20 protein-coding genes, 1 tRNA gene and 1 pseudogene are annotated in these 18,126 nt (G+C 63.7%); 10 read left to right on the top strand and 12 right to left on the bottom strand.

What is annotated here, in order from left to right; all coding sequences use genetic code 11:
• Positions 1 to 118: 118 nt before the first annotated feature.
• The 7 genes from DH08_RS21130 (at position 119) to DH08_RS21100 (ending at position 5,850) form a co-directional block, all read left to right on the top strand.
• Complete coding sequence (locus DH08_RS21130; RefSeq protein WP_192181155.1) at positions 119 to 1,273, top strand: TIGR03364 family FAD-dependent oxidoreductase; 1,155 nt, start codon at positions 119 to 121, stop codon at positions 1,271 to 1,273.
• Positions 1,274 to 1,301: 28 nt separating this feature from the next.
• A complete protein-coding gene (gene phnX, locus DH08_RS21125) occupies positions 1,302 to 2,117 on the top strand; it encodes a phosphonoacetaldehyde hydrolase (protein ID WP_192181154.1) in 816 nt (271 codons plus the stop codon).
• A gap of 111 nt (positions 2,118 to 2,228) precedes the next feature.
• Entirely contained in the window at positions 2,229 to 2,762 is a 534-nt protein-coding gene (locus tag DH08_RS21120; RefSeq protein WP_428338783.1) for a sigma-70 family RNA polymerase sigma factor, read from the top strand.
• Entirely contained in the window at positions 2,759 to 3,526 is a 768-nt protein-coding gene (locus DH08_RS21115; RefSeq protein ID WP_192181152.1) for an anti-sigma factor family protein, read from the top strand. The genes DH08_RS21120 and DH08_RS21115 overlap by 4 nt, the downstream gene beginning before the upstream one ends.
• A gap of 25 nt (positions 3,527 to 3,551) precedes the next feature.
• The gene (locus tag DH08_RS21110; RefSeq protein ID WP_192181151.1) at positions 3,552 to 4,268 is read left to right on the top strand and encodes a Bax inhibitor-1/YccA family protein; all 717 of its coding nucleotides are present in this window, start codon (positions 3,552 to 3,554) and stop codon (positions 4,266 to 4,268) included.
• Between the two features lie 211 nt (positions 4,269 to 4,479).
• Complete coding sequence (locus tag DH08_RS21105; protein ID WP_192181150.1) at positions 4,480 to 5,346, top strand: aldose 1-epimerase family protein; 867 nt, start codon at positions 4,480 to 4,482, stop codon at positions 5,344 to 5,346.
• Positions 5,347 to 5,379: 33 nt separating this feature from the next.
• Entirely contained in the window at positions 5,380 to 5,850 is a 471-nt protein-coding gene (locus DH08_RS21100) for a hypothetical protein (RefSeq protein ID WP_192181149.1), read from the top strand.
• A gap of 20 nt (positions 5,851 to 5,870) precedes the next feature.
• On the opposite strand, the pseudogene DH08_RS21095 reads toward DH08_RS21100, so the two are convergent.
• Positions 5,871 to 6,140, bottom strand: a pseudogene (locus DH08_RS21095) (arginase family protein); the annotation flags it as partial.
• Between the two features lie 235 nt (positions 6,141 to 6,375).
• Positions 6,376 to 7,056 (bottom strand): TetR/AcrR family transcriptional regulator, encoded by a 681-nt coding sequence (locus DH08_RS21090; RefSeq protein WP_192181219.1) that lies wholly within the window; start codon positions 7,054 to 7,056, stop codon positions 6,376 to 6,378.
• A gap of 189 nt (positions 7,057 to 7,245) precedes the next feature.
• Here DH08_RS21090 and DH08_RS21085 point away from each other — a divergent pair, with 189 nt between their 5' ends.
• Positions 7,246 to 7,728 (top strand): RidA family protein, encoded by a 483-nt coding sequence (locus DH08_RS21085; protein WP_192181148.1) that lies wholly within the window; start codon positions 7,246 to 7,248, stop codon positions 7,726 to 7,728.
• A gap of 214 nt (positions 7,729 to 7,942) precedes the next feature.
• Positions 7,943 to 8,665 (top strand): GNAT family N-acetyltransferase, encoded by a 723-nt coding sequence (locus DH08_RS21080; protein ID WP_345892429.1) that lies wholly within the window; start codon positions 7,943 to 7,945, stop codon positions 8,663 to 8,665.
• Between the two features lie 10 nt (positions 8,666 to 8,675).
• Here DH08_RS21080 and DH08_RS21075 read toward each other — a convergent pair whose 3' ends face one another.
• From DH08_RS21075 to DH08_RS21045, 7 genes are all read right to left on the bottom strand, one after another.
• On the bottom strand, positions 8,676 to 9,497 hold the full coding sequence (locus DH08_RS21075) for an MBL fold metallo-hydrolase (protein WP_192181146.1): 822 nt from the start codon (positions 9,495 to 9,497) through the stop codon (positions 8,676 to 8,678).
• Positions 9,498 to 9,499: 2 nt separating this feature from the next.
• A complete protein-coding gene (locus DH08_RS21070) occupies positions 9,500 to 10,294 on the bottom strand; it encodes a TatD family hydrolase (protein ID WP_192181145.1) in 795 nt (264 codons plus the stop codon).
• On the bottom strand, positions 10,294 to 11,841 hold the full coding sequence (gene metG, locus DH08_RS21065; protein WP_192181144.1) for a methionine--tRNA ligase: 1,548 nt from the start codon (positions 11,839 to 11,841) through the stop codon (positions 10,294 to 10,296). Before metG ends, DH08_RS21070 begins: the two co-directional genes overlap by 1 nt.
• 82 nt (positions 11,842 to 11,923) lie before the next feature.
• Positions 11,924 to 12,979, bottom strand: a complete 1,056-nt coding sequence (locus DH08_RS21060) for a DNA polymerase III subunit delta' (RefSeq protein ID WP_192181143.1) — start codon at positions 12,977 to 12,979, stop codon at positions 11,924 to 11,926.
• Positions 12,976 to 13,650, bottom strand: a complete 675-nt coding sequence (gene tmk, locus DH08_RS21055) for a dTMP kinase (protein ID WP_192181142.1) — start codon at positions 13,648 to 13,650, stop codon at positions 12,976 to 12,978. Before tmk ends, DH08_RS21060 begins: the two co-directional genes overlap by 4 nt.
• 154 nt (positions 13,651 to 13,804) lie before the next feature.
• A complete protein-coding gene (locus DH08_RS21050; RefSeq protein ID WP_192181141.1) occupies positions 13,805 to 14,962 on the bottom strand; it encodes a D-alanyl-D-alanine carboxypeptidase family protein in 1,158 nt (385 codons plus the stop codon).
• Positions 14,963 to 15,051: 89 nt separating this feature from the next.
• Entirely contained in the window at positions 15,052 to 16,293 is a 1,242-nt protein-coding gene (locus DH08_RS21045) for a septal ring lytic transglycosylase RlpA family protein (RefSeq protein WP_192181140.1), read from the bottom strand.
• Positions 16,294 to 16,523: 230 nt separating this feature from the next.
• Between DH08_RS21045 and DH08_RS21040 the strand changes: the two genes are divergently transcribed.
• Complete coding sequence (locus DH08_RS21040) at positions 16,524 to 16,772, top strand: hypothetical protein (protein WP_192181139.1); 249 nt, start codon at positions 16,524 to 16,526, stop codon at positions 16,770 to 16,772.
• Between the two features lie 21 nt (positions 16,773 to 16,793).
• Here the strand turns inward: DH08_RS21040 and DH08_RS21035 are convergent, their stop codons facing one another.
• The 3 genes from DH08_RS21035 to DH08_RS21025 form a co-directional block, all read right to left on the bottom strand.
• The gene (locus tag DH08_RS21035; protein WP_192181138.1) at positions 16,794 to 17,453 is read right to left on the bottom strand and encodes a hypothetical protein; all 660 of its coding nucleotides are present in this window, start codon (positions 17,451 to 17,453) and stop codon (positions 16,794 to 16,796) included.
• A 23-nt stretch (positions 17,454 to 17,476) separates the two neighbouring features.
• Positions 17,477 to 17,695 carry a hypothetical protein gene (locus tag DH08_RS21030; RefSeq protein ID WP_192181137.1) on the bottom strand — a complete coding sequence of 73 codons (219 nt, stop codon included), beginning with the start codon at positions 17,693 to 17,695 and terminating at the stop codon, positions 17,477 to 17,479.
• Positions 17,696 to 17,891: 196 nt separating this feature from the next.
• Positions 17,892 to 17,981: transfer RNA gene (locus tag DH08_RS21025), tRNA-Ser, on the bottom strand.
• Positions 17,982 to 18,126 lie beyond the last annotated feature (145 nt).

Here is an 18,126-nt window from a genome sequence, read left to right as displayed (position 1 = left end):
GCGGCAGGCTGAAAAGCCTCGGCGCCAAGATGCGAAACGTGCCCTACACGTTCCTGTCACATCGACGTAGTTTGAATAGCCATTTCCGGGACAAGCGCGAGAATGACGGCGTGAGACGATGATGAGCCGGCAACAACAATTCGACCTCGCCATTGTCGGCGCCGGTATTGTCGGCCTGGCGCATGCGCTCGCCGCCGTTCGCCGTGGCCTTTCCGTCGTCGTCATCGACCGTGATGCGCAGGCCAATGGCGCCTCGGTGCGCAATTTCGGATTCATCACCGTCAGCGGCCAGGAGCGCGGCCAGGTCTGGCGGCGGGCGATGCGGTCCCGCGATATCTGGCTGGAGGTGGCAGGACCTGCCGGCATCGACATCATCCAGCGCGGCGCCGTCGTCGTTGCCCGCCGTCCGCGAGCGGTGGTCGAGTCCTTCCTGCAAACAGAGATGGGCGAGGGGTGCAAGCTGCTCGAAGCCGATGCGCTCAACCGCGACTATCCCGGTTTGGCCGGACAGGAATTTGCCGGCGCCCTGTGGAGCCCGCACGAGGTGCGTGTCGAATCGCGCCAGGCGATCCCGCTTCTTGCCACCTTTCTCGCCGAACGGCAGGGCGTCGAGTTCCGCCGCGAAACGGCGGTTCGCCGGGTCGAGCCACCTTATATCGAAACCAGCCGCGGCATTGTGCAGGCCGGCAAGGTGATCGTTTGTCCCGGCGACGACCTGGCGACGCTCTATCCCGACCGCATCGCGCACTATGCCGTCACGCGCTGCAAGCTGCAGATGATGCGGCTGGCCGATCCCGGCTTCCGGCTGCCGGTATCGGTGATGTCCGATCTGGGGCTTGCGCGCTATGCCGGCTATGCTGCCTTGCCCGAGGGGGGCGCCTTGCGGCGCCGGCTGGAAGCCGAGCAGCGCGATGCGCTCGACAATGGCGTGCATCTGATCGTGGTGCAGAGCGCTGACGGTACGCTGGTGGTCGGCGATTCCCATCACTATGCGACAACGCCCGATCCGTTCGCCTCGGAGCGGGTCGACGAGATCATCCTCGAGGAGTTCAGCGCCGTGTTCGGCGGACCGGTTCCGCGCGTGCTCGAGCGCTGGACGGGCATCTACGCCTCGGCGGCCGACCGCACCATGTTCGCCGATGCGCCGCATGAGGATGTGCGGCTGGTGATGATCACCAGCGGCACCGGCGCCAGCACCTCTTTTGCCATCGCCGAAGAGGTGATCGAAGAGCTGTTCGGCGCAACCATGTCCCAGACGATGAAGATCGCATGATGGGAAGATCGCATGATGGGAAGGTCGCATGATGGCCACTGAGGGCTTGCTCCGCGCCGTGGTGTTCGACTGGGCCGGCACCGTCGTCGACCACGGCTCGCTGGCGCCGATGGGCATGTTCGTCGAGGCTTTTGCCGAGTTCGGCGTGGCGATCAGCGTCGAGGAGGCGCGCGGGCCGATGGGCATGGCCAAGCGCCCGCATATCGCGGCGCTGATGGCGCTGCCGAGGGTCGCGGCGGCCTGGGCGAAACAGCGCGGCCATGCGCCGACGGAGGCCGACATCGATGCCGTCTACGCCGTGTTCGTGCCGAAGAACCGGGCGGTGGCGGCACGGTTTTCGGATGTCATCCCGGGCGTTGCCGATGTCGTCGCGGCGCTGCGGGCGCGGGGTCTCAAAATCGGCTCGACCACCGGCTATACGCGCGACATCATGGCCGAGATCCTGCCGGTGGCGGCCGGGCAGGGGTTCTCGCCCGATTGCCTGGTCTGCACCGGCGACACGCCCGACGGCAGGCCAACGCCATTCATGCTGTGGAAGGCGCTGACCGAGCTTGGCGTCTATCCGCCATGGCTGAGCGTCAAGGTCGACGACACCGAGGTCGGCATCGCCGAAGGGATCAACGCCGGTGCCTGGACGGTCGGCGTCTCGGTGACCGGAAACGTCTTCGGTCACACGCTGGCGGAGACGCAGGCGCTGGCGCCGGACGTGTTCAGGAAAAAACGTGTCGAGGCAAGCGCCAGGCTCAGCGCCGCCGGCGCCCACTATGTCGTCAATGGCGTCGCCGACCTCTTGCCGGTCATCGCCATGATCGAGGGCAGGCTGCGGCGCGGCGAAAGGCCTTGAGCGAAGCCTGAGCGCTTTCAGCAGGCTTGATCCGAATGCCTGTCCGGCAGGTGGCGGTAAAAAATCCGACACAGGCGGGATTAAAACCTTACCGTGCTCCGTAAACAGGGCATGAAACGGTCGATGCCACGCTTCGATATCGTAGGACAGCTGGGTTCGCTCCGCCGCTACGCGCACTCGTTGACGCGCAACAGCGCCGATGCCGAGGATCTGGTGCATGATGCGCTGGTGCGGGCCTATGAGCGGCGCGGCACTTTCCGCGCCGGCGGCAATTTGCGCGCGTGGCTGCTGTCGATCGTCCACAATGCCTTCATCGACCGCTTGCGGTCGCGCCGCTCCGAAGCGGCGCGCCTCGAGCAGGCTGGACACCTCGCCGACAGCAGCACGCAGGCTCCGCAGGAGCATTCCGTTCGCCTGGCGCAGATACGTGAAGCCTTTTTCGCGCTGCCGGACGAGCAGCGCTCGGCGCTGCATCTCGTCGCCATCGAGGGCCTTACCTACGAGCAGGCAGCCAAGGCCATCGGCGTACCGTTGGGAACGCTGATGTCACGCATCGGCCGGGCACGCGCGGCGCTGCGCGAGATGGAAGACAACGCGCCGGCGCGCGCCAAAAATCATCTCCGGATCGTGAGAGGCGAGCCATGACTGCAGTGCTGGATCCCGTGACCGACGCCGACCTTGACGCTTATGTCGACGACCAGCTGGACGTTGCCCGCCGTATCGAGGTCGAGGCGTTTTTGTCCGCGCGTCCCGAAACGGCGGCGCGGGTGATGTCCGACCTCAGGACACGCGACGAACTGCGGGTGGCGCTTGCCGGTTCAAAAGGCATGGCGCGGCCGGCAACGGCCGATGCCGCCCGGCGGCTGGAGAGGGGACTCGCCCGGGGCCGTGTGCTCGGCGTGCTGCAGCGGGCGGCGGCGGTCGCCGTCTTCGTCGCCGCGGGCTGGCTGGCGAACGGCATGCTCGGGCCGGTGACCCAGGTCGTCGCCTCGACCCAGCCGCCGGCCTATCTCGAGGAGGCGATCCGGGCGCATCGGACGACGCTGATGCGCGAAACCATGGCATCCCAGACCGAGGCGCCGAATTACGACAGCGACGAGATCCGCGCCGCCACGGCGATCGTCATGCCGTCGCTGCCGAAGGACTGGAAGGTCCGCGACGTACAGGTCTATCCGTCACAGTTCGGCCCGAGCGTCGAAATGATCGTCGAAGCCGGGGAGCTTGGGCTTATCTCGCTCTTTGCCATCAGGCCGGGAACATTCGACGTGGTCAGGCCTGCCGTCGCACCCTCGGGCGATATCTCGTCAGCCTATTTCCAGATTGGCGATGTCGCCTACGCAATCGTCGCGCGAAGCGATGTCCGCGACCTCGACCGCGCCGCCGAGACACTCGCCAAAACGCTTTACTGATCCGATCCAGCCAAGGAGAACCAGCATGAATACCCCCGATCTTGGATACCGCGTGGGCACCGGCGCCCGAGCCGGCGCCGTGTATGACGAGGGCCTGCGCCAGCATATGTTGCGCATCTACAACTATATGGGCCTCGGCCTGGTCGTCACTGGCCTCGTCGCCTTCGCCGTGGCCTCGACGCCCGCTCTCTACGTGCCGATCTTCTCCACCCCGCTGAAATGGGTGGTGATGCTGGCGCCGCTCGCCTTCGTGCTGCTGTTCTCGTTCAAGATGCAGACGATGTCGGCAGCAAGCGCCCAGGCCATGTTCTGGGCCTTCTGCGCCGTCATGGGCCTGTCGCTGGCTTCCGTGTTCCTGGTCTTCACCGGGACCAGCATCGCGCGCACCTTCTTCATCGCCGCCACCATGTTCGGCGCCACCAGCCTCTACGGCTACACGACCAAACGCGACCTGACCCAGTTCTCGTCCTTCCTGATCATGGGCCTGATCGGCGTGGTGATCGCCAGCGTGGTGAACCTCTTCCTCGGCTCGACGGCGCTGCAGTTCGCTATCTCGGTGATCGGCATCGCCGTGTTCATCGGCCTGACCGCCTGGGATACGCAGACGATCAAGGAACAGTATGCCGAGAATTTCGACGCGGAATCGCAGCAGAAGCTCGCCGTGTTCGGCGCCTTCTCGCTTTATCTGAACTTTATCAACATCTTCCAGCTGTTGCTGAACTTCACCGGCGAGCGCGAGTAGCCGGACCGTAGCAAGGCAACATCTCGAACCTTGCCGTGGCCGAAGGGAAACCTCCGGCCACGGTTTTTCATTTGAAGCGGGCGCGATCTCGCCCGTAGCGTGAAAGCGCTCGTCGCGGCTGTATGTATGAGTTGCGGCGCAGCCCGCCGCTCTTGAGTTCGCGCTGGGCCCTTTGCTAGCCTGCGGCCACACCAGCCAGCCGCGAGGATGTATGGAACAGGTGACGCTTCACGGTGACGGCATCTCGGCGACCGTGGTCGAGCAGGGCGCCGAACTGGTCTCCTTGCGCGATGCCGAGGGAACCGAGCTTCTGTGGCAGGCTGGTCCGGCCTGGCGGCGTCACTCTCCGGTTCTGTTCCCGATCGTCGGCCGACTGAAGGACGACCGGTTGCGCCATCAGGGGCGCAACTATCCGATGACACAGCATGGATTCGCCCGCGACAGACGCTTCACGTGGGCGGAGCAGGGGCCTCGGTCATGCACGCTGGTTTTGACCGACGATGCCGATACCCGTGTCCACTACCCGTTCGCCTTTCGCCTCGCGGTCAGCTACAGCCTGGGCCAGCGGCAGCTCGGCGTCACGTTTGAGATCACCAACACCGGCGACGAGACGCTGCCAGCATCGATCGGGGCGCACCCGGCATTCAATTGGCCGTTGCTGCCGGGTCTGTCGAAGGAAGCCTACCAGTTGGCCTTTGCCGACAATGAACCGGCGCCGATCCGCCGGCTGAAGGATGGCCTTCTGCTGCCAAAGCCGCAGCCCACGCCCATCGAAGGCAAGAGCCTCGCCCTGTCGGAACGGCTGTTTGAAGACGACGCCGTCATCCTGGATCGGCCTGCCAGCACCAGCGTGCGCTACGCCGCAGACCAAGGCCCGGCGATCGAAATGTCGTGGCAAGGATTCCAGGAGCTGGGCATCTGGTCCAAGCCGGGCGGCGCGCCGTTCCTCTGCATCGAGCCCTGGCACGGCATTGCAAGCCCAACGGATTTCGATGGTGAATTCACCGACAAACCCGGCGTGATGCTGATCGAGCCTGCCGCGAAGCGTGTTCTGAGCTATCAGGTACGTCTGTTGTAGCGTCGTGCACGACGGCTGGTCGGAGTAAGCTCAATGAATTCCAAAACAATCGAGATCTACCGTCCACGTGGTGTTTCAAATTTGGGCCAATGGGACATTGGCGGCCTCAAGCTCAAAGTCTATGGCCTCGTCGCAGACAACAAGGAAGTCGACGGGCCTATGGCGACCCTGGCGCAGTCATTCGTGCGCGAGGAGGTTCTGCAGCGGGTGGCGGACGAGGGCGATGACAATGGCATGGGCTTTGTGATCATTCATCCCGGCGAGCTGGGTGTTTCCATCTCGGCTCACTGGTGGATACAAGGTTCGGTGCTTTGTCAGCATATCTATCGGAAGCTGTATTCCGCCACTGAACCGATGGATACGGTAACGAGACCTGTTATCGCCTGTGTTTGGGAATTGGCTCTGATAAACGCCGAGCAGGAGACTTGGCGAGAAACGATGATGAAAAGCGAGCCCAGTCCGTCAGCATACATGGACGCTCGAGCAGGCTTCAAAGCGGCATAGAGGCGAGGGTAAGCCGGGTTTCAAATCTGCCTGACGATGGTGCCGATCGCATTGACGAGAAGGCGCGCGGCGGTCAGGGCCGACGGGCCGTCAATGTCGGCGGGCGGATAAAGCTCGACAAGGTCGAATCCCGCGATCCTGGCCCGCTTGCCGAGGCCAGCGATCAGGTCGATCACCTGCGTGTAGGTGAGGCCGCCGGGCGTGCGCGCGGCCACGCCCGGCATGATGCCGGGATCGAGGCCGTCGCAGTCGAGGGTGACGACGACCCGCGCTCCATGCGGATGGCGTCGGCGGCCAAGGCATGGCCGCTGCTGTCGTTGCCGGGATAGGTGCTGCCGTGCCCGGCTCCGAAGATCACCGCACGGGGCATGCGACCATCGGCGAGGCGATCGGGGAAGCCGAGAAAGGGAGGCGAGGCGGTCATTTCTGGATGGCCTTGATGATGGTTCAGCTGAAATTTCGGTGTTGAGGGCGCAGGATAGGGTCGTTTGCGGAGAGGGCTTATCTGATGTTGCAACCAAGTTCTTATCTTGGAGCGAGGCCATCGAGCAGGAAGTCGAGACCTTTCCGGAAAGCGCCGTCCCAATCGTCATCCAACAGCAGGCGGGAGCGTTCGATCGTCGGGTAGCGTTCGCTGGTAAGGCGCTGCTGCGCGGCGGTCCTGTCGTCGTCCGAGAGGTCGAAGTTCCCCCGGGTGATGGTGGCGCCCATAACATAGTTCCACAGCGACCATATCGCGACGTTCAGATCTGCGTCCGCTACACCGGCCCTCGACAAGGTCTTGCTCAGCAATTCCAGGCGACCGAGGATGTTCGGGCCGAGGGCCCGGCGCGGCAACAGCGATGCCGACCAGGGATGGCGCAGCATGCTGGTGCGCCAGTCTTCGAGCATATGAACGACATCTGCGCGCCAGTCTTGAGACTCAACCATTTGCGGCTGTCCGCGATACTCGAGCACCGAATCGAGCGCCAGATCAAAGACCTCCTCCTTGTTGTCGACGTGCCAGTACAGGCTCATCGCGCCCGCGCCGAGGCGATCGGCCAGCCGACGCATCGTTAATCCGTCGAGCCCTTGAGCGTCCAGAAGTTCCAGCGCGGTCGCTACGATACGGTCCCGGGAGAGAGGCGGTTCACCAGGCACCTCCTGCGCGGGTTGGGGCGCCGCCCTTGCTCGTTTGCTCCCGGCGCCGCTGCGTTTGGCTGCCATCATCTTCCTCTCTCGCCGAACTTCGATTTTGGCAGTCACCGTCAGGAATGTCGATGCTGACCACTTGGCTAGTACGTTGTACCATACGATGACTCGTACATCGTATGAGTCACCCTATGGCTGATATGGTTAAAGTGCAATCATGCCGGTCGCGAGGTCGCTCGCAGCCCGCGGAGCCAAGAGACAATCATGTCACGCGCAATCAAGCATCTGCTTATCGGAGGGCTAGTCATCATGAACATATCAATCCCCACAGCAGCGACGGCGACGGAAAACAAGCTGACCATCGTCAATCCGAAGACCCTCTACGACCCGTCGCCCAACGGCTACAGCACGGCGGTGATCACGCCGCCCGGCGCCCGGGTGGCCTACATTTCCGGGCAGGGCGGCCAGGACAGCACGGGAGGCCTGTCGCCCGACTTCGCTGTCCAGGTGAAACAGGCCTATGCGAACCTGAGCGCCGCGCTCGAGGGTATCGGCGCGAAACCCAATCAGGTCGCCAAGCTCACCGTCTTCGTGGTCGATCACGATATGTCCAAGCTTGAGGTGCTGACCAAGAACGTCAAGGAAATGTTCGGTGAGGCGCTGCCTGCGCAGACTCTGGTCCCCGTTCCCAAGCTTGCAATCGTCCCCATGCTCTTCGAAGTGGAGGCCATCGTCATTTTGGATTAGTGGGGCGACGGCTCTTGGCCCGAGCGCGCCGTAGGCAGCCGCATCCGAAAGTCGCATAAGATAGATTATGGAACTTATGCTTTGGCCGATATCTGGAAATTGCCGCTGATTTTCATAGGCTTGCCACGATCGATGTGTGTTGCCTTGAGCAGATGGCCAACGCTACGCTGCCCGGATGGCGACAGCAAAGCGTGAGATTGAATCGGCAATCGAGGTGTTCGTGCATGGCTACAGCACCGGCAAGAGCCACACGTTTCCTTACGAAGCCAGCCGCGTCGGGCCCTTGTGGCTGATGCGCGATGCCGAGCGCAAGAATTCTCGCGACTACCGCAGCGAGGAATGGGTCGTCCATGACGTTGCCGCTCAGGAAGCCAATGCTATCGTGCGGCAGCATGCGCGGCCGGGCTTTGCCATTTCCGTCGTGATCGCGAACGACGAACCGGATGGGCCGACGCGAACCGCATACAAGGCTCTCGGCTACCGGCTGCTTCGGACGGAAGGCTTTTTCATCCACCGGCTGCGCCAGATTCCAAGCCCGCCGGCGGTTGCTTCGGTCGAACGCGTGCGCACAGCCGAACGGGCGGCGCAGTTGGGAAAGATCATGCGCAGGCGCCCGATCGCCGACAATCTGCTCGGCGACGGCGCGCCGTTCCGCCAGTATGTGGCGGTCGATGGCGACGCTATCGTTGGGCGCGTGCGTAGCGTGGACGCCGGGGGCGCCACGTGGTGCGCGGATATGTATGTCGAGCCTTCGCACCGGCGTCGCGGCCTCGGCCAGGCTCTGATGGCGAAAATGCTGCACGACGATCGGGCACACGGGTCGCGGTGCTCGGTACTGGCCGCAACCCACGCCGGGGCTCTGCTTTATCCCCGGATGGGCTATGAGCGGATCGGAACGCTGCTGATATTCGGGCCAAAGAGCCAAACGCCCTCATGAAGGGCTATTCTTATCGCACTGACTCATAAGGGATTTCGATCGCCATGCCGTCATAGGCCGGCACGACATTGTCCGGCGTCTCGGCCATCACCGTGGCGTAGTCGAGCGGCACGTGCATGTGCGTCAGCACGGCGTTCTTCGGCGCCAGTTTCTCGATCCAGCCAAGCGCCTGGCCAAGCGACAGATGGCTCGGATGCGGGTTGTACTGCAGCGCGTCGACGACCAGCGTGTCGAGGCCGCGCAGCCGTTCCGCCGTGGCGTCCGGAAAGTCGCTGATATCAGGGCAATAGGCGAGCCCGCCGATGCGAAAGCCGAGCGAGATGATGTCGCCATGGATCTGCGGCAGCGGCTCGAGGGTGAGGGTGCCGCCCTCGCCTTCGATCACCACTGGCGTGGCGTGATCGATGATGTGGGCGCGCACGATCGGCGGATAGGAACTGCCCGGCGGCGTTTCGAAGCAGTAGCCGAACGCCTGCCGCAGGCGCTGCATCGTCGGCTGATCAGCGTGGACATCGATCAAATGGCGCTGTTCGAGTACGAAGCCGCGCAGATCGTCGATGCCGTGGATGTGGTCGGCATGCGGGTGCGTGTAGATGACCGCGTCGATGCGTTTGACCGATGCCAAGAGCATCTGCTCGTGGAAATCCGGGCCGGTGTCGATGACGACCGTGGTCCTGGCGCCGTTCGCCGCGATGCGCTCGACGAGTGCCGCCGTGCGCATGCGCCGGTTTTTTGGATTGGCCGGGTCGCAATTGCCCCAGTCGCCGGTGATGCGTGGCGTGCCTGGCGACGAGCCGCAGCCGAGAACGGTAAGGCGCAGCCGGTCGCTCATGCTCAGGCGCCCGGCGCGTCCGGACGCGGCATTTTCCCGAAAAGCCGGAAGACGTTGTCCGTGGTGATAGCAGCGATCTCGGCCTCGCCGACGCCGATCGTCTCGGCCAGCACCTTGGCCGTGTGGGCGACATAGGCGGGCTCGTTGCGCTTGCCGCGAAACGGGATCGGCGCGAGATATGGCGCGTCGGTTTCGACCAGCAGGCGGTCATGCGGTACGTCGGCGGCGATGGCGCGCAGCTCGGCTGAATTCTTGAAGGTCAGGATGCCGGAGAAGGACACGTAGCCGCCAAGCGCAACGCCCACTTCCGCCAGCCGCCGTCCCGACGAAAAACAGTGCAGGATGAAGGGGAAGGCACCCTTCCCTGTTTCGTCCTCGAGAATCGCTGCCATGTCGTCATCGGCGTCGCGCGAATGGATGACCAGCGGCAGGCGGGTCTCGCGCGCGGCGGCGATATGCGTGCGAAATCCCTGCGCCTGCGCCTCGCGCGGGGCGTGATCGTAAAAGTAATCGAGCCCTGCCTCGCCGATCGCCACCACCTTGGGATGGGCCGACAGCCGGACAAGATCGGCGGTCGTCACGTCAAGCTCTTCGGCGGCATTGTGCGGATGGGTGCCGACTGAGCAATAGACGTCGTCAAAAGACTCCGCAATTTCAAGAATTTGATTGAACCGCTTCACCCGTGTCGAGATAGTCACCATGCGGCCAATTCCGGCCGCCAGGGCGCGGGCGACGATGGCCGCCCGCTCCTCGGCGAAATCAGGAAAATCGAGATGGCAGTGGCTGTCGACGAGCATCAGGCCTTGGCATCCTGCTCGACGTAGCGCGGGAACACGCCCTCCGGCGCCGGCAAGGCCGTGCCGGACACAAGCGCATGGTCGGCGTGGACATGTGCGAAGTCGCGGCTGCCCGCCGGCACCGCCAGCAGGCCGAGCAGCTTTGCCGCCGAACCCGGAATGAAGGGCTGGCAGAGCAATGCGACACGCCGCACCACTTCGGCGGTCGTCCACAGCACCGTCTCCATACGCACCGGATCGGTCTTCCTCAGCGCCCAGGGCTCCTGTGAGGCGAAGTAGCGGTCGGCTTCCGCCACCACGCCGAAGATCGCCGCCAGCGCCAGGTGGATGCCCTGCTCCGCCATCGCCTTGCGCGCGGCCGAGAGAGCCTCGACTGCCTGGTCGAGGATCGCGCCGTCGGCCTCGGTGAGATCGCCACGCTTCGGCACCGTGCCGCCGCAGTTCTTGGCGATCATCGACAGCGAGCGCTGCGCCAGATTGCCGAGGCCATTGGCAAGATCGGCATTGGTGCGGTTGACGATGGCATCGTGGCTGTAGCTGCCGTCCTGGCCGAACGGCACTTCGCGCAGGAAGAAGTAGCGCACCTGGTCGAGCCCGTAATGTTCGACCATGGTGAATGGGTCGACGACATTGCCGACCGATTTCGACATCTTCTCGCCGCGGTTGAACAGGAAGCCGTGGGCAAAGACCCGCTTCGGCAGTTCGATCCCGGCCGACATCAGGAAAGCCGGCCAGTAGACCGCGTGGAAGCGCACGATGTCTTTGCCGATGATGTGCGTGGCCGGCCAAAAGCTCCATTTCGAGGCCTTGGTGTCGGGATAGCCGGCGGCGGTGATGTAGTTGGTCAAGGCATCGACCCAGACATACATCACATGCTTGTCGTCGCCCGGCACCGGGACGCCCCAATTGAAGGTGGTGCGCGAGATCGAGATATCCTTGAGGCCGGACTTGACGAAGCTTTGCACCTCGTTGCGGCGCTCGGCCGGGCCGACGAAATCCGGCTGGTTTTCATACAGCGCCAGCAATTTGTCCTGATAGGCGGACAGCCGGAAGAAATAGCTTTCCTCCTCGTTCCATTCGACCGGCGAGCCAAGCGGCTCGCGCCGCACGCCGTCGTCGCCGAGCGTGGTTTCACTCTCTTCGAAATAGGCCTCCTGCCGCACCGAATACCAGCCGCTGTAGCGGTCCAGATAGATGTCGCCATTGGCTGCCATCGCCTTCCAGATCGCCTGGCAGGATGCGTAGTGGCGCGGTTCGGTGGTGCGGATGAATTCGTCGTTCGAGCCGCCGACCGTTTCGGTCATCGAGCGGAAGATCGCCGAATTGCGGTCGGCAAGCGCCAGAGGCGTGATGCCTTCCTTCTCGGCCGTCTGCTGCATTTTGAGGCCGTGCTCGTCGGTGCCCGTGAGGAACAGCACATCCTTGCCGTCGAGACGCTGGAAGCGGGCCAGCGCGTCGCTGGCAATGACCGTGTAGGCATGGCCGATATGCGGCTTGCCGTTCGGGTAAAAGATCGGAGTGGTCAGGTAATATTTTTCGCGTGCCATGGATTGAGCCGTCATGAATGTCTGAATGGGAGTGTGGCGGTGGATATCGCATCGGAACGGCGATTGCCATCCCGAGGGCCCGTCACATTCGCATTGCGGAATTCAGGCGGTCGATCATGGTCAAGGCGTGCTGCTTCTTGTCGAGATTGTAGGTGTCGGTCTCAGATATAGCGTTCAGCGCCTCGTGCCAAGTGTCCGACAGCGTTTTGGCCCGCGCCAGATCACCGGCAAGTGCCGCCTCGCTTGCGCCGTTCGAGAGCAGGTCCAGCGCATGGCGGTTGAAGATGTCGAACTGGATCGCCTGGTCGCGGCCGCCGACAGCCTCCGCAAGCCGATAGGCGCCGCTGACGTCGCTCTTTCTGGCGCCGACCAGGGCGTCCAGGGCGGCGGCGATCTCCAGACCGCCATATTGCGTCAAAAGGATCGCGTTGCGGGCGCTGCCCCCTGCCCGTTCGGCCAGTGCTGCGCGTGCCGCCGGCTCTTCCGGCGGCGGTGGTTCGATGCCCTGGAGGACGGTCATCAGATCCTCGGCGTCGAGCGGCGTCAGCCGCACCATCTGGCAGCGCGAGCGGATCGTCGGCAGCAGGCTGCCCGGCGCATGGACGATGAGGATGAACAGCGTGCGCGCCGGCGGCTCCTCAAGATTCTTCAGCAAGGCATTGGCGGCATTGATGTTCATGTCGTCGGCCGGGTCGACGATGACGATCCGGTAGCTGCCGTCGTGCGAGGTCAGCGACAGGAAGCGGCTGACCTTGCGGATCTCGTCGACGGTGACGACCGTCTTGAAGCTCTTGGTCTTGTCGTTGGCCGGGCGGGTCAGATGCAGCACGGAAGGATGCGCCCCGGTGGCGATCTGGCGAAACAGCGATGAGGCCGGATCGGGAACCGCTAGCGCGTCCGGCGCTTGGCTGAAGGCCGGATGCTTCAGGAGATGGTGCGCCAGATGGAAAGCCAAAGTCGCCTTGCCGATGCCGACCGGGCCGGCAAGGATCAGCGCATGCGGCAGCTTGCCGGAGCGATAGGCCGATGCCAGCATGGCGGCGGCCTGCGCATGGCCGACCAGGCGCGGCGTTTCGGACGACTCCGGCACGCCGTCCAGCGTGTCGTGCTGTTCGGGGGCGATGCGTTCGAAGATCATGCCGGTGTTGCCTGCCGCTTGTGCGTCGGCGTCATGGTCTCCAGGGCGGCGAACACGGCGGCGGTGACGACATGGTCGACCGTATCGGGGTCGGCGGAAGCGTCGACGACGATGCAGCGCTGCGGCTCCGCCGCGGCGATCGCCAGGAAGGCCTCGCGGCGGCGCTGGTGGATATCGAGCGTCTCCTTTTCGAAACGGTCCGGGCCGTCGCCGGCGCCGCGCCGTGCCGTGGCCCGCCGCAGGCCTTCGGCCGGGTCGATGTCGAAGATCAGCGTGATGTCGGGCACCATGCCGTTGATGGCGACCTCCTCCAGCGCCTCCATGAAGGCCGGATCGAGGCCGCCGGTGACGCCCTGGTAGACGCGCGAGGAATCGATGAAGCGGTCGCAAAGCACGATCGTGCCGCGCTCGACCGCCGGCCGGATGACCTGCTCGACATGGTCGGAGCGCGCGGCCGCGAAAAGCAGCGCCTCCATCTTGGGGCCGAACGGTTCGGCGGCACCTGAAAGCAGCACATGCCTGACCGCTTCAGCGCCCGGCGAGCCGCCCGGCTCGCGGGTGACGAGGACATCGTATTTCTTGGCACGCATCTTACTTGCCAGGCGCTCGATCTGCGTCGACTTGCCGGCGCCCTCGCCGCCTTCGAAGGTGATGAAAAATCCGCTCGCCACTCGAAACTGCCCTTGCCGTGCCGCCCTGGTCTGGATGTTGTCTTAGTCCCGGCTTGAAAAAAGGTCCACGACCTGAGGCCAGAAGCCACTTCCAACTATCTGTTTTGACGCAAATCCGGACGGAAAACCTCGGCGCGCTTTTCCTGCAATTGCCCTAACGCAGCCAGCCGACGGCCAGTTCCTTCGCGGCATCGAGCGCGCGCTGCGGCAGAGTACCGACGCCGACCGACTCGGCTGCGAAGAGCGGCGTCTCCTGGCTCAGCGTGTCGCCGATCCAGACGCGCAGCGCGCCGACCGGCTGCCCCGCTTCCACCGGTGCGGAAACCGGCCCGTCATAGACGATCTTCGCGGTCAGCTTGTCACGGTTGGCGATCGGCAGGAAGATGTCCACCGGCCCCTTGGCTTTCAGCGCCACGCCGGACTTGGCGCCGCCGAAGACTGCGGCTTCGCCGACCACTTCGTCCTTGGCGAAGATCTCGGTCTTTTCGAACGACCGCGAGCCCCAGTCGAGCAGCTTGCGCGCTTCCTCGGACCGCTCGCGGTCGCTGGCCAGCCCGCTCATCGCCGCGATCACCCGCGTGCCGTTATGGCTGACCGTGCCGACGATGCCGAAGCCCGCCGCCTCGCTCGTGCCGGCCACGAAGCCATCGGCCTCGATGCCCATGGCGAGCAGCGGATTGCGGTTCCTCTGCGTGATCTTGTTCCAGGTGAATTCCGGCTGGCCGTAATAGCGGAAGAACTGCGGGTAGTTGCGCCAGAGATGCAGCGCCAGCAGCGCGAGTTCCCTGACCGTCGTCTGCTGCCCGTCGGCCGGCAGTCCGGTCGCGTTGACGAAAGTCGATTTCTGCAGGCCGAGCTGACGCGCGCGTTCGGTCATCTGCGCGGCAAAGTTCGCCTCCGATCCGGCCATGCCTTCGGCAAGCACGATGCAGCCGTCATTGGCGGCCTGTACGGTCACGCCCTGGATCAGGTCTCCGACGCTGACCGCCGATTTGAGCTTGGCGAACATGGTCGACGTTCCCGACGGCGCCCCGCCCGTGCGCCAGGCGTTCTCGCTAACCACGAAGGTGTCGTCGAGCGTCATGCGGCCGGACTTGATGGCGTTGAAAACCACCTCCATCGTCATCAGCTTGGCCATCGATGCGGGAGGGATCGGCTTGTCGGCGTCCTTGGCGAACAAGACAGTGCCGGTTTCGGCGTCGATCATGAAGGCCTGCGCGGCCTTGGTCTCGAAAAGCTGTGCACTCGCCGAAGCCAGCGAGAGCAGCAGCAGGCCAAGTCCCAGAACAGGTGAGAAAAAGCGAAATTGCATAAGGAATCTCGACCCGTTAGCCGGCGTGCGTCATGCCCGCAAAGCTATCAGGCTTTTTCCCGGCGGATCAACCGCGAGCGCGAAATTGATCAGTTGCGCACAACAAGCGCGTCGGGCGCGCCATGCGACCACGCAGCCTGCAGCATCTCGTCCAGGCTGCCATGGCCATCCGGATAGAGGTTGACCGAATACCAGTCCTTGCCATCGAGGTCGGAGCGCTGGATCTCGGTCGTGCCGAAACCCGAGAGCCCGGCCGCCACGCGCCTGGCCTCAGTGGCATCCTCGAACGTACCGGCGGCGACGTAGTCGGCGGTGGCCGACGGGGTCTGCGGGTTGGTCCGCTTCCAGGACTGCAGGACATCGGCAGGCGACATGCCCTGGCCACCCAAAGCGGCAAAGACGTCGGCGCGCTCGACACGCTCATCAGCGTAGGACAGCGAAGCCATGGCAAAGGGCGATTGCGGCGGCAGGTTGATTGCCGGGCGCTCAGGCACGATCGGGCCGAAATCGGGCAGCGTGACATCGCTGGAAGACGGCGCCTGCAAGGACATGACCGGCTGCGCTTCGGGCTGCTGGCCTGAATCGGTCAGCTGACCGGGAAACGGCACGGCGGCCGCGCTGATCGGCAGGCTCGGCGACGGGCCATTCATGGCCACCATGACGCCGGTCGGCAGGCCATCGGACGGGTCCGGCGCCCTGTTGCCGGGATGGTAGGAAGCCATCAGATACTGGTCGTCATTGCCGTCGAGCGGGGCGCGGCCGACATACTCGACCTTCACCTTGGCGGTGCCGATATTGGCATAGTCGAGCATTTCGGCGGCACGCTGCGACACGTCGATGATGCGCCCCTCGTGATAGGGACCGCGATCGTTGACGCGCACGATGACCGAGCTGCCGGTCTTGAGATTGGTGACGCGGGCATAGCTTGGCAGCGGCATGGTCGGATGCGCCGCGGTCAGATGCTTCATGTCGTAGATTTCGCCATTGGCGGTCAACCGGCCGTGGAACGCGTCACCATACCAGGAGGCGAGACCCACCTTGGCATAGCGCTTGTCTTCCTTCGGATAGTACCACTTGCCGCGCACCTGGTAGGGCTTGCCGAGCTGGTCGCGGCCACCGCCACGCGGGATGCCTGCCATAGTGAACCTGACGCGCGGGCTTGCCTTCACGCCATATTCGGTTTCGGAGAAATACTCCTTGGAGCGCGGCTTCCTGGTGTCGACCATCGCCTTCGGCTGCGGCGCCGCGCAGGCAGCCAGCAACGCCGTCGAGACGGCGAACAGCACGAAAGCGGGAGCGCGACGAAGACGCGGGCGCGCCGAAGTCTGCATTTTTCCTGATGTCCCCTACAGTCTCGCTGCCAGCTGAATTCCGTGGGAGCCAAAGCACCCGCACGAAACATGCCAGCGACCCTGATCCCCAATCCCTTGTGCGCAGGAATTGTTTATCACGGTGTTAACCGAATATGGTCGGAACCGGGCGAGATTGTGGCGCGCCCTCGCCTGCGGATTGGCGCGAGGCGCACCATGGAACCGGAGCCCGCTCGGCGCGTTGTCGCCGAATGCTTAAAAATGTCGCTTTCGCTATCGTGCTGACACAGGTCGCCGCCGTTGCCGGGCTCGTGACCGAGACGCTGCTGTTTGCGTCGTCCACCAGCGAGGCCGCCAACGTCGAGATGACTGGCGAACCCGTTGTGGTCACCGAAAAGGAATGCGGCGTGGCAGTTTGGCCGAATATTCCGGAACATTGCCTCAAGCGGGTCGAACCTCGCAAATTGCGGACAACATTTGTGTTGATGGCCGGCAATTAGGAAGTGCTGGCGGCTCCAGGCTCAATGCTTCATCAGGTCGCGGTTTAACCTGATCTCACGGCCGTAAGAACCGCTCGGCAGATCAGCTGCCGCCTGCCGGAAGCTTGATTCCACCTGCGCGGTATACCGACCTTCGTTCATGGACCTGTCCCACAGGACGAAGGTTACCGCCACTGCGATGACGAAGAGCACGATACGCATCGGAAAACCTCCCTCAAAAGAGTTCCCGACCAGAGCAGCAAGCATGATCCTCCTTGAGGAAGAATACAAGTGATTGCTAAATAAGCGGCAGGAGGTCTTTGAGGCGGCCACCGCGACCTGAGCCGAAGAGAGCTTATCCAAATAGCGACCGCTTCGAGGAAGATGGCCGATGCATTCACAGTGCCTATGCGCCGACCGGCAACGGTGGTGAAGATACGCCGCGCGCAGCGCGTCAACCAGTTCGTCGAAGCGCTGCCTCTGATCCTTGGTAAGTTTGATCTGGCCCTCTCCCCTCTGACTGCGATCGTTCTGCTTCTCTTCTTCTACCACCAGTAGCAGGAGGCGTGCCTTCTCCCATGCCTCAGCGCTCGCTGGCTCGCGGTCGGGCCACTCGCGCTCGTAACCCGGCTTCGAGCCGAGATAGCCGATCGCATTGTTCACTGAAATGGAAAAGCCCAGCGCGGTGGCTGGGCTCTCCAAAGTACTCCGAACCGGAATAGTTTTCAGTTAACGTTCGGCGGCGTGTAGCTCTCCCACCGCGATAGAGCGGTCTTGATGTCGAAGCGGGACGCCTCGAAGTTGGTGCCGGTGATGACCTTGTTTTTGCCGTCGATCAGCCGATACAGCTCGTCGTTCTCGACATCGTCGACAGGGTGGGTCGATCGCACCACCCGCAGCCATAGCGATCGTGCTCGATCGCAAACTTCCTTGACCCGGCTCATTTCTTCCTCCCGTCAGTCTCCGTGCTGCTCGAGGTTTTCATCGCACACGCGGTCCCGGCCGGGCCTGCCCGGGCTCGGCCGGTGCGCTCAACTTGCTCCTGATCTGTGATCCCGTCAATGTCATCGCATCCAGATCGCGTCGTCCGAGACCGGATATTCGAGGTGGGACGGGATGAATGCTTATACGGATTTTTGATGGCGGAGGGAGTGGGATTCGAACCCACGGTGAACTTGCGCCCACGCCGGTTTTCAAGACCGGTGCCTTAAACCGCTCGGCCATCCCTCCGTCGTGATTTTTCAATCACTTAGGATTGTCGCGTTCGGTCAGTCTTGAGCAGTTGGCACCAGATTGGCACCGAAGGCGTTCCCGACCGGTTCGCTGTTCATTCCTGTAGAGCGGCATCGAGGGTGGCGTCAACCACCGCTGCGGC

The sequence above is a fragment of the Mesorhizobium amorphae genome (assembly GCF_014843845.1).
Classification (GTDB): Bacteria; Pseudomonadota; Alphaproteobacteria; order Rhizobiales; family Rhizobiaceae; genus Mesorhizobium; species Mesorhizobium amorphae_A.
The sequence above is the reverse complement of the archived record's forward strand: the minus strand, read 5'-3'. Positions and strand labels throughout refer to the sequence as shown.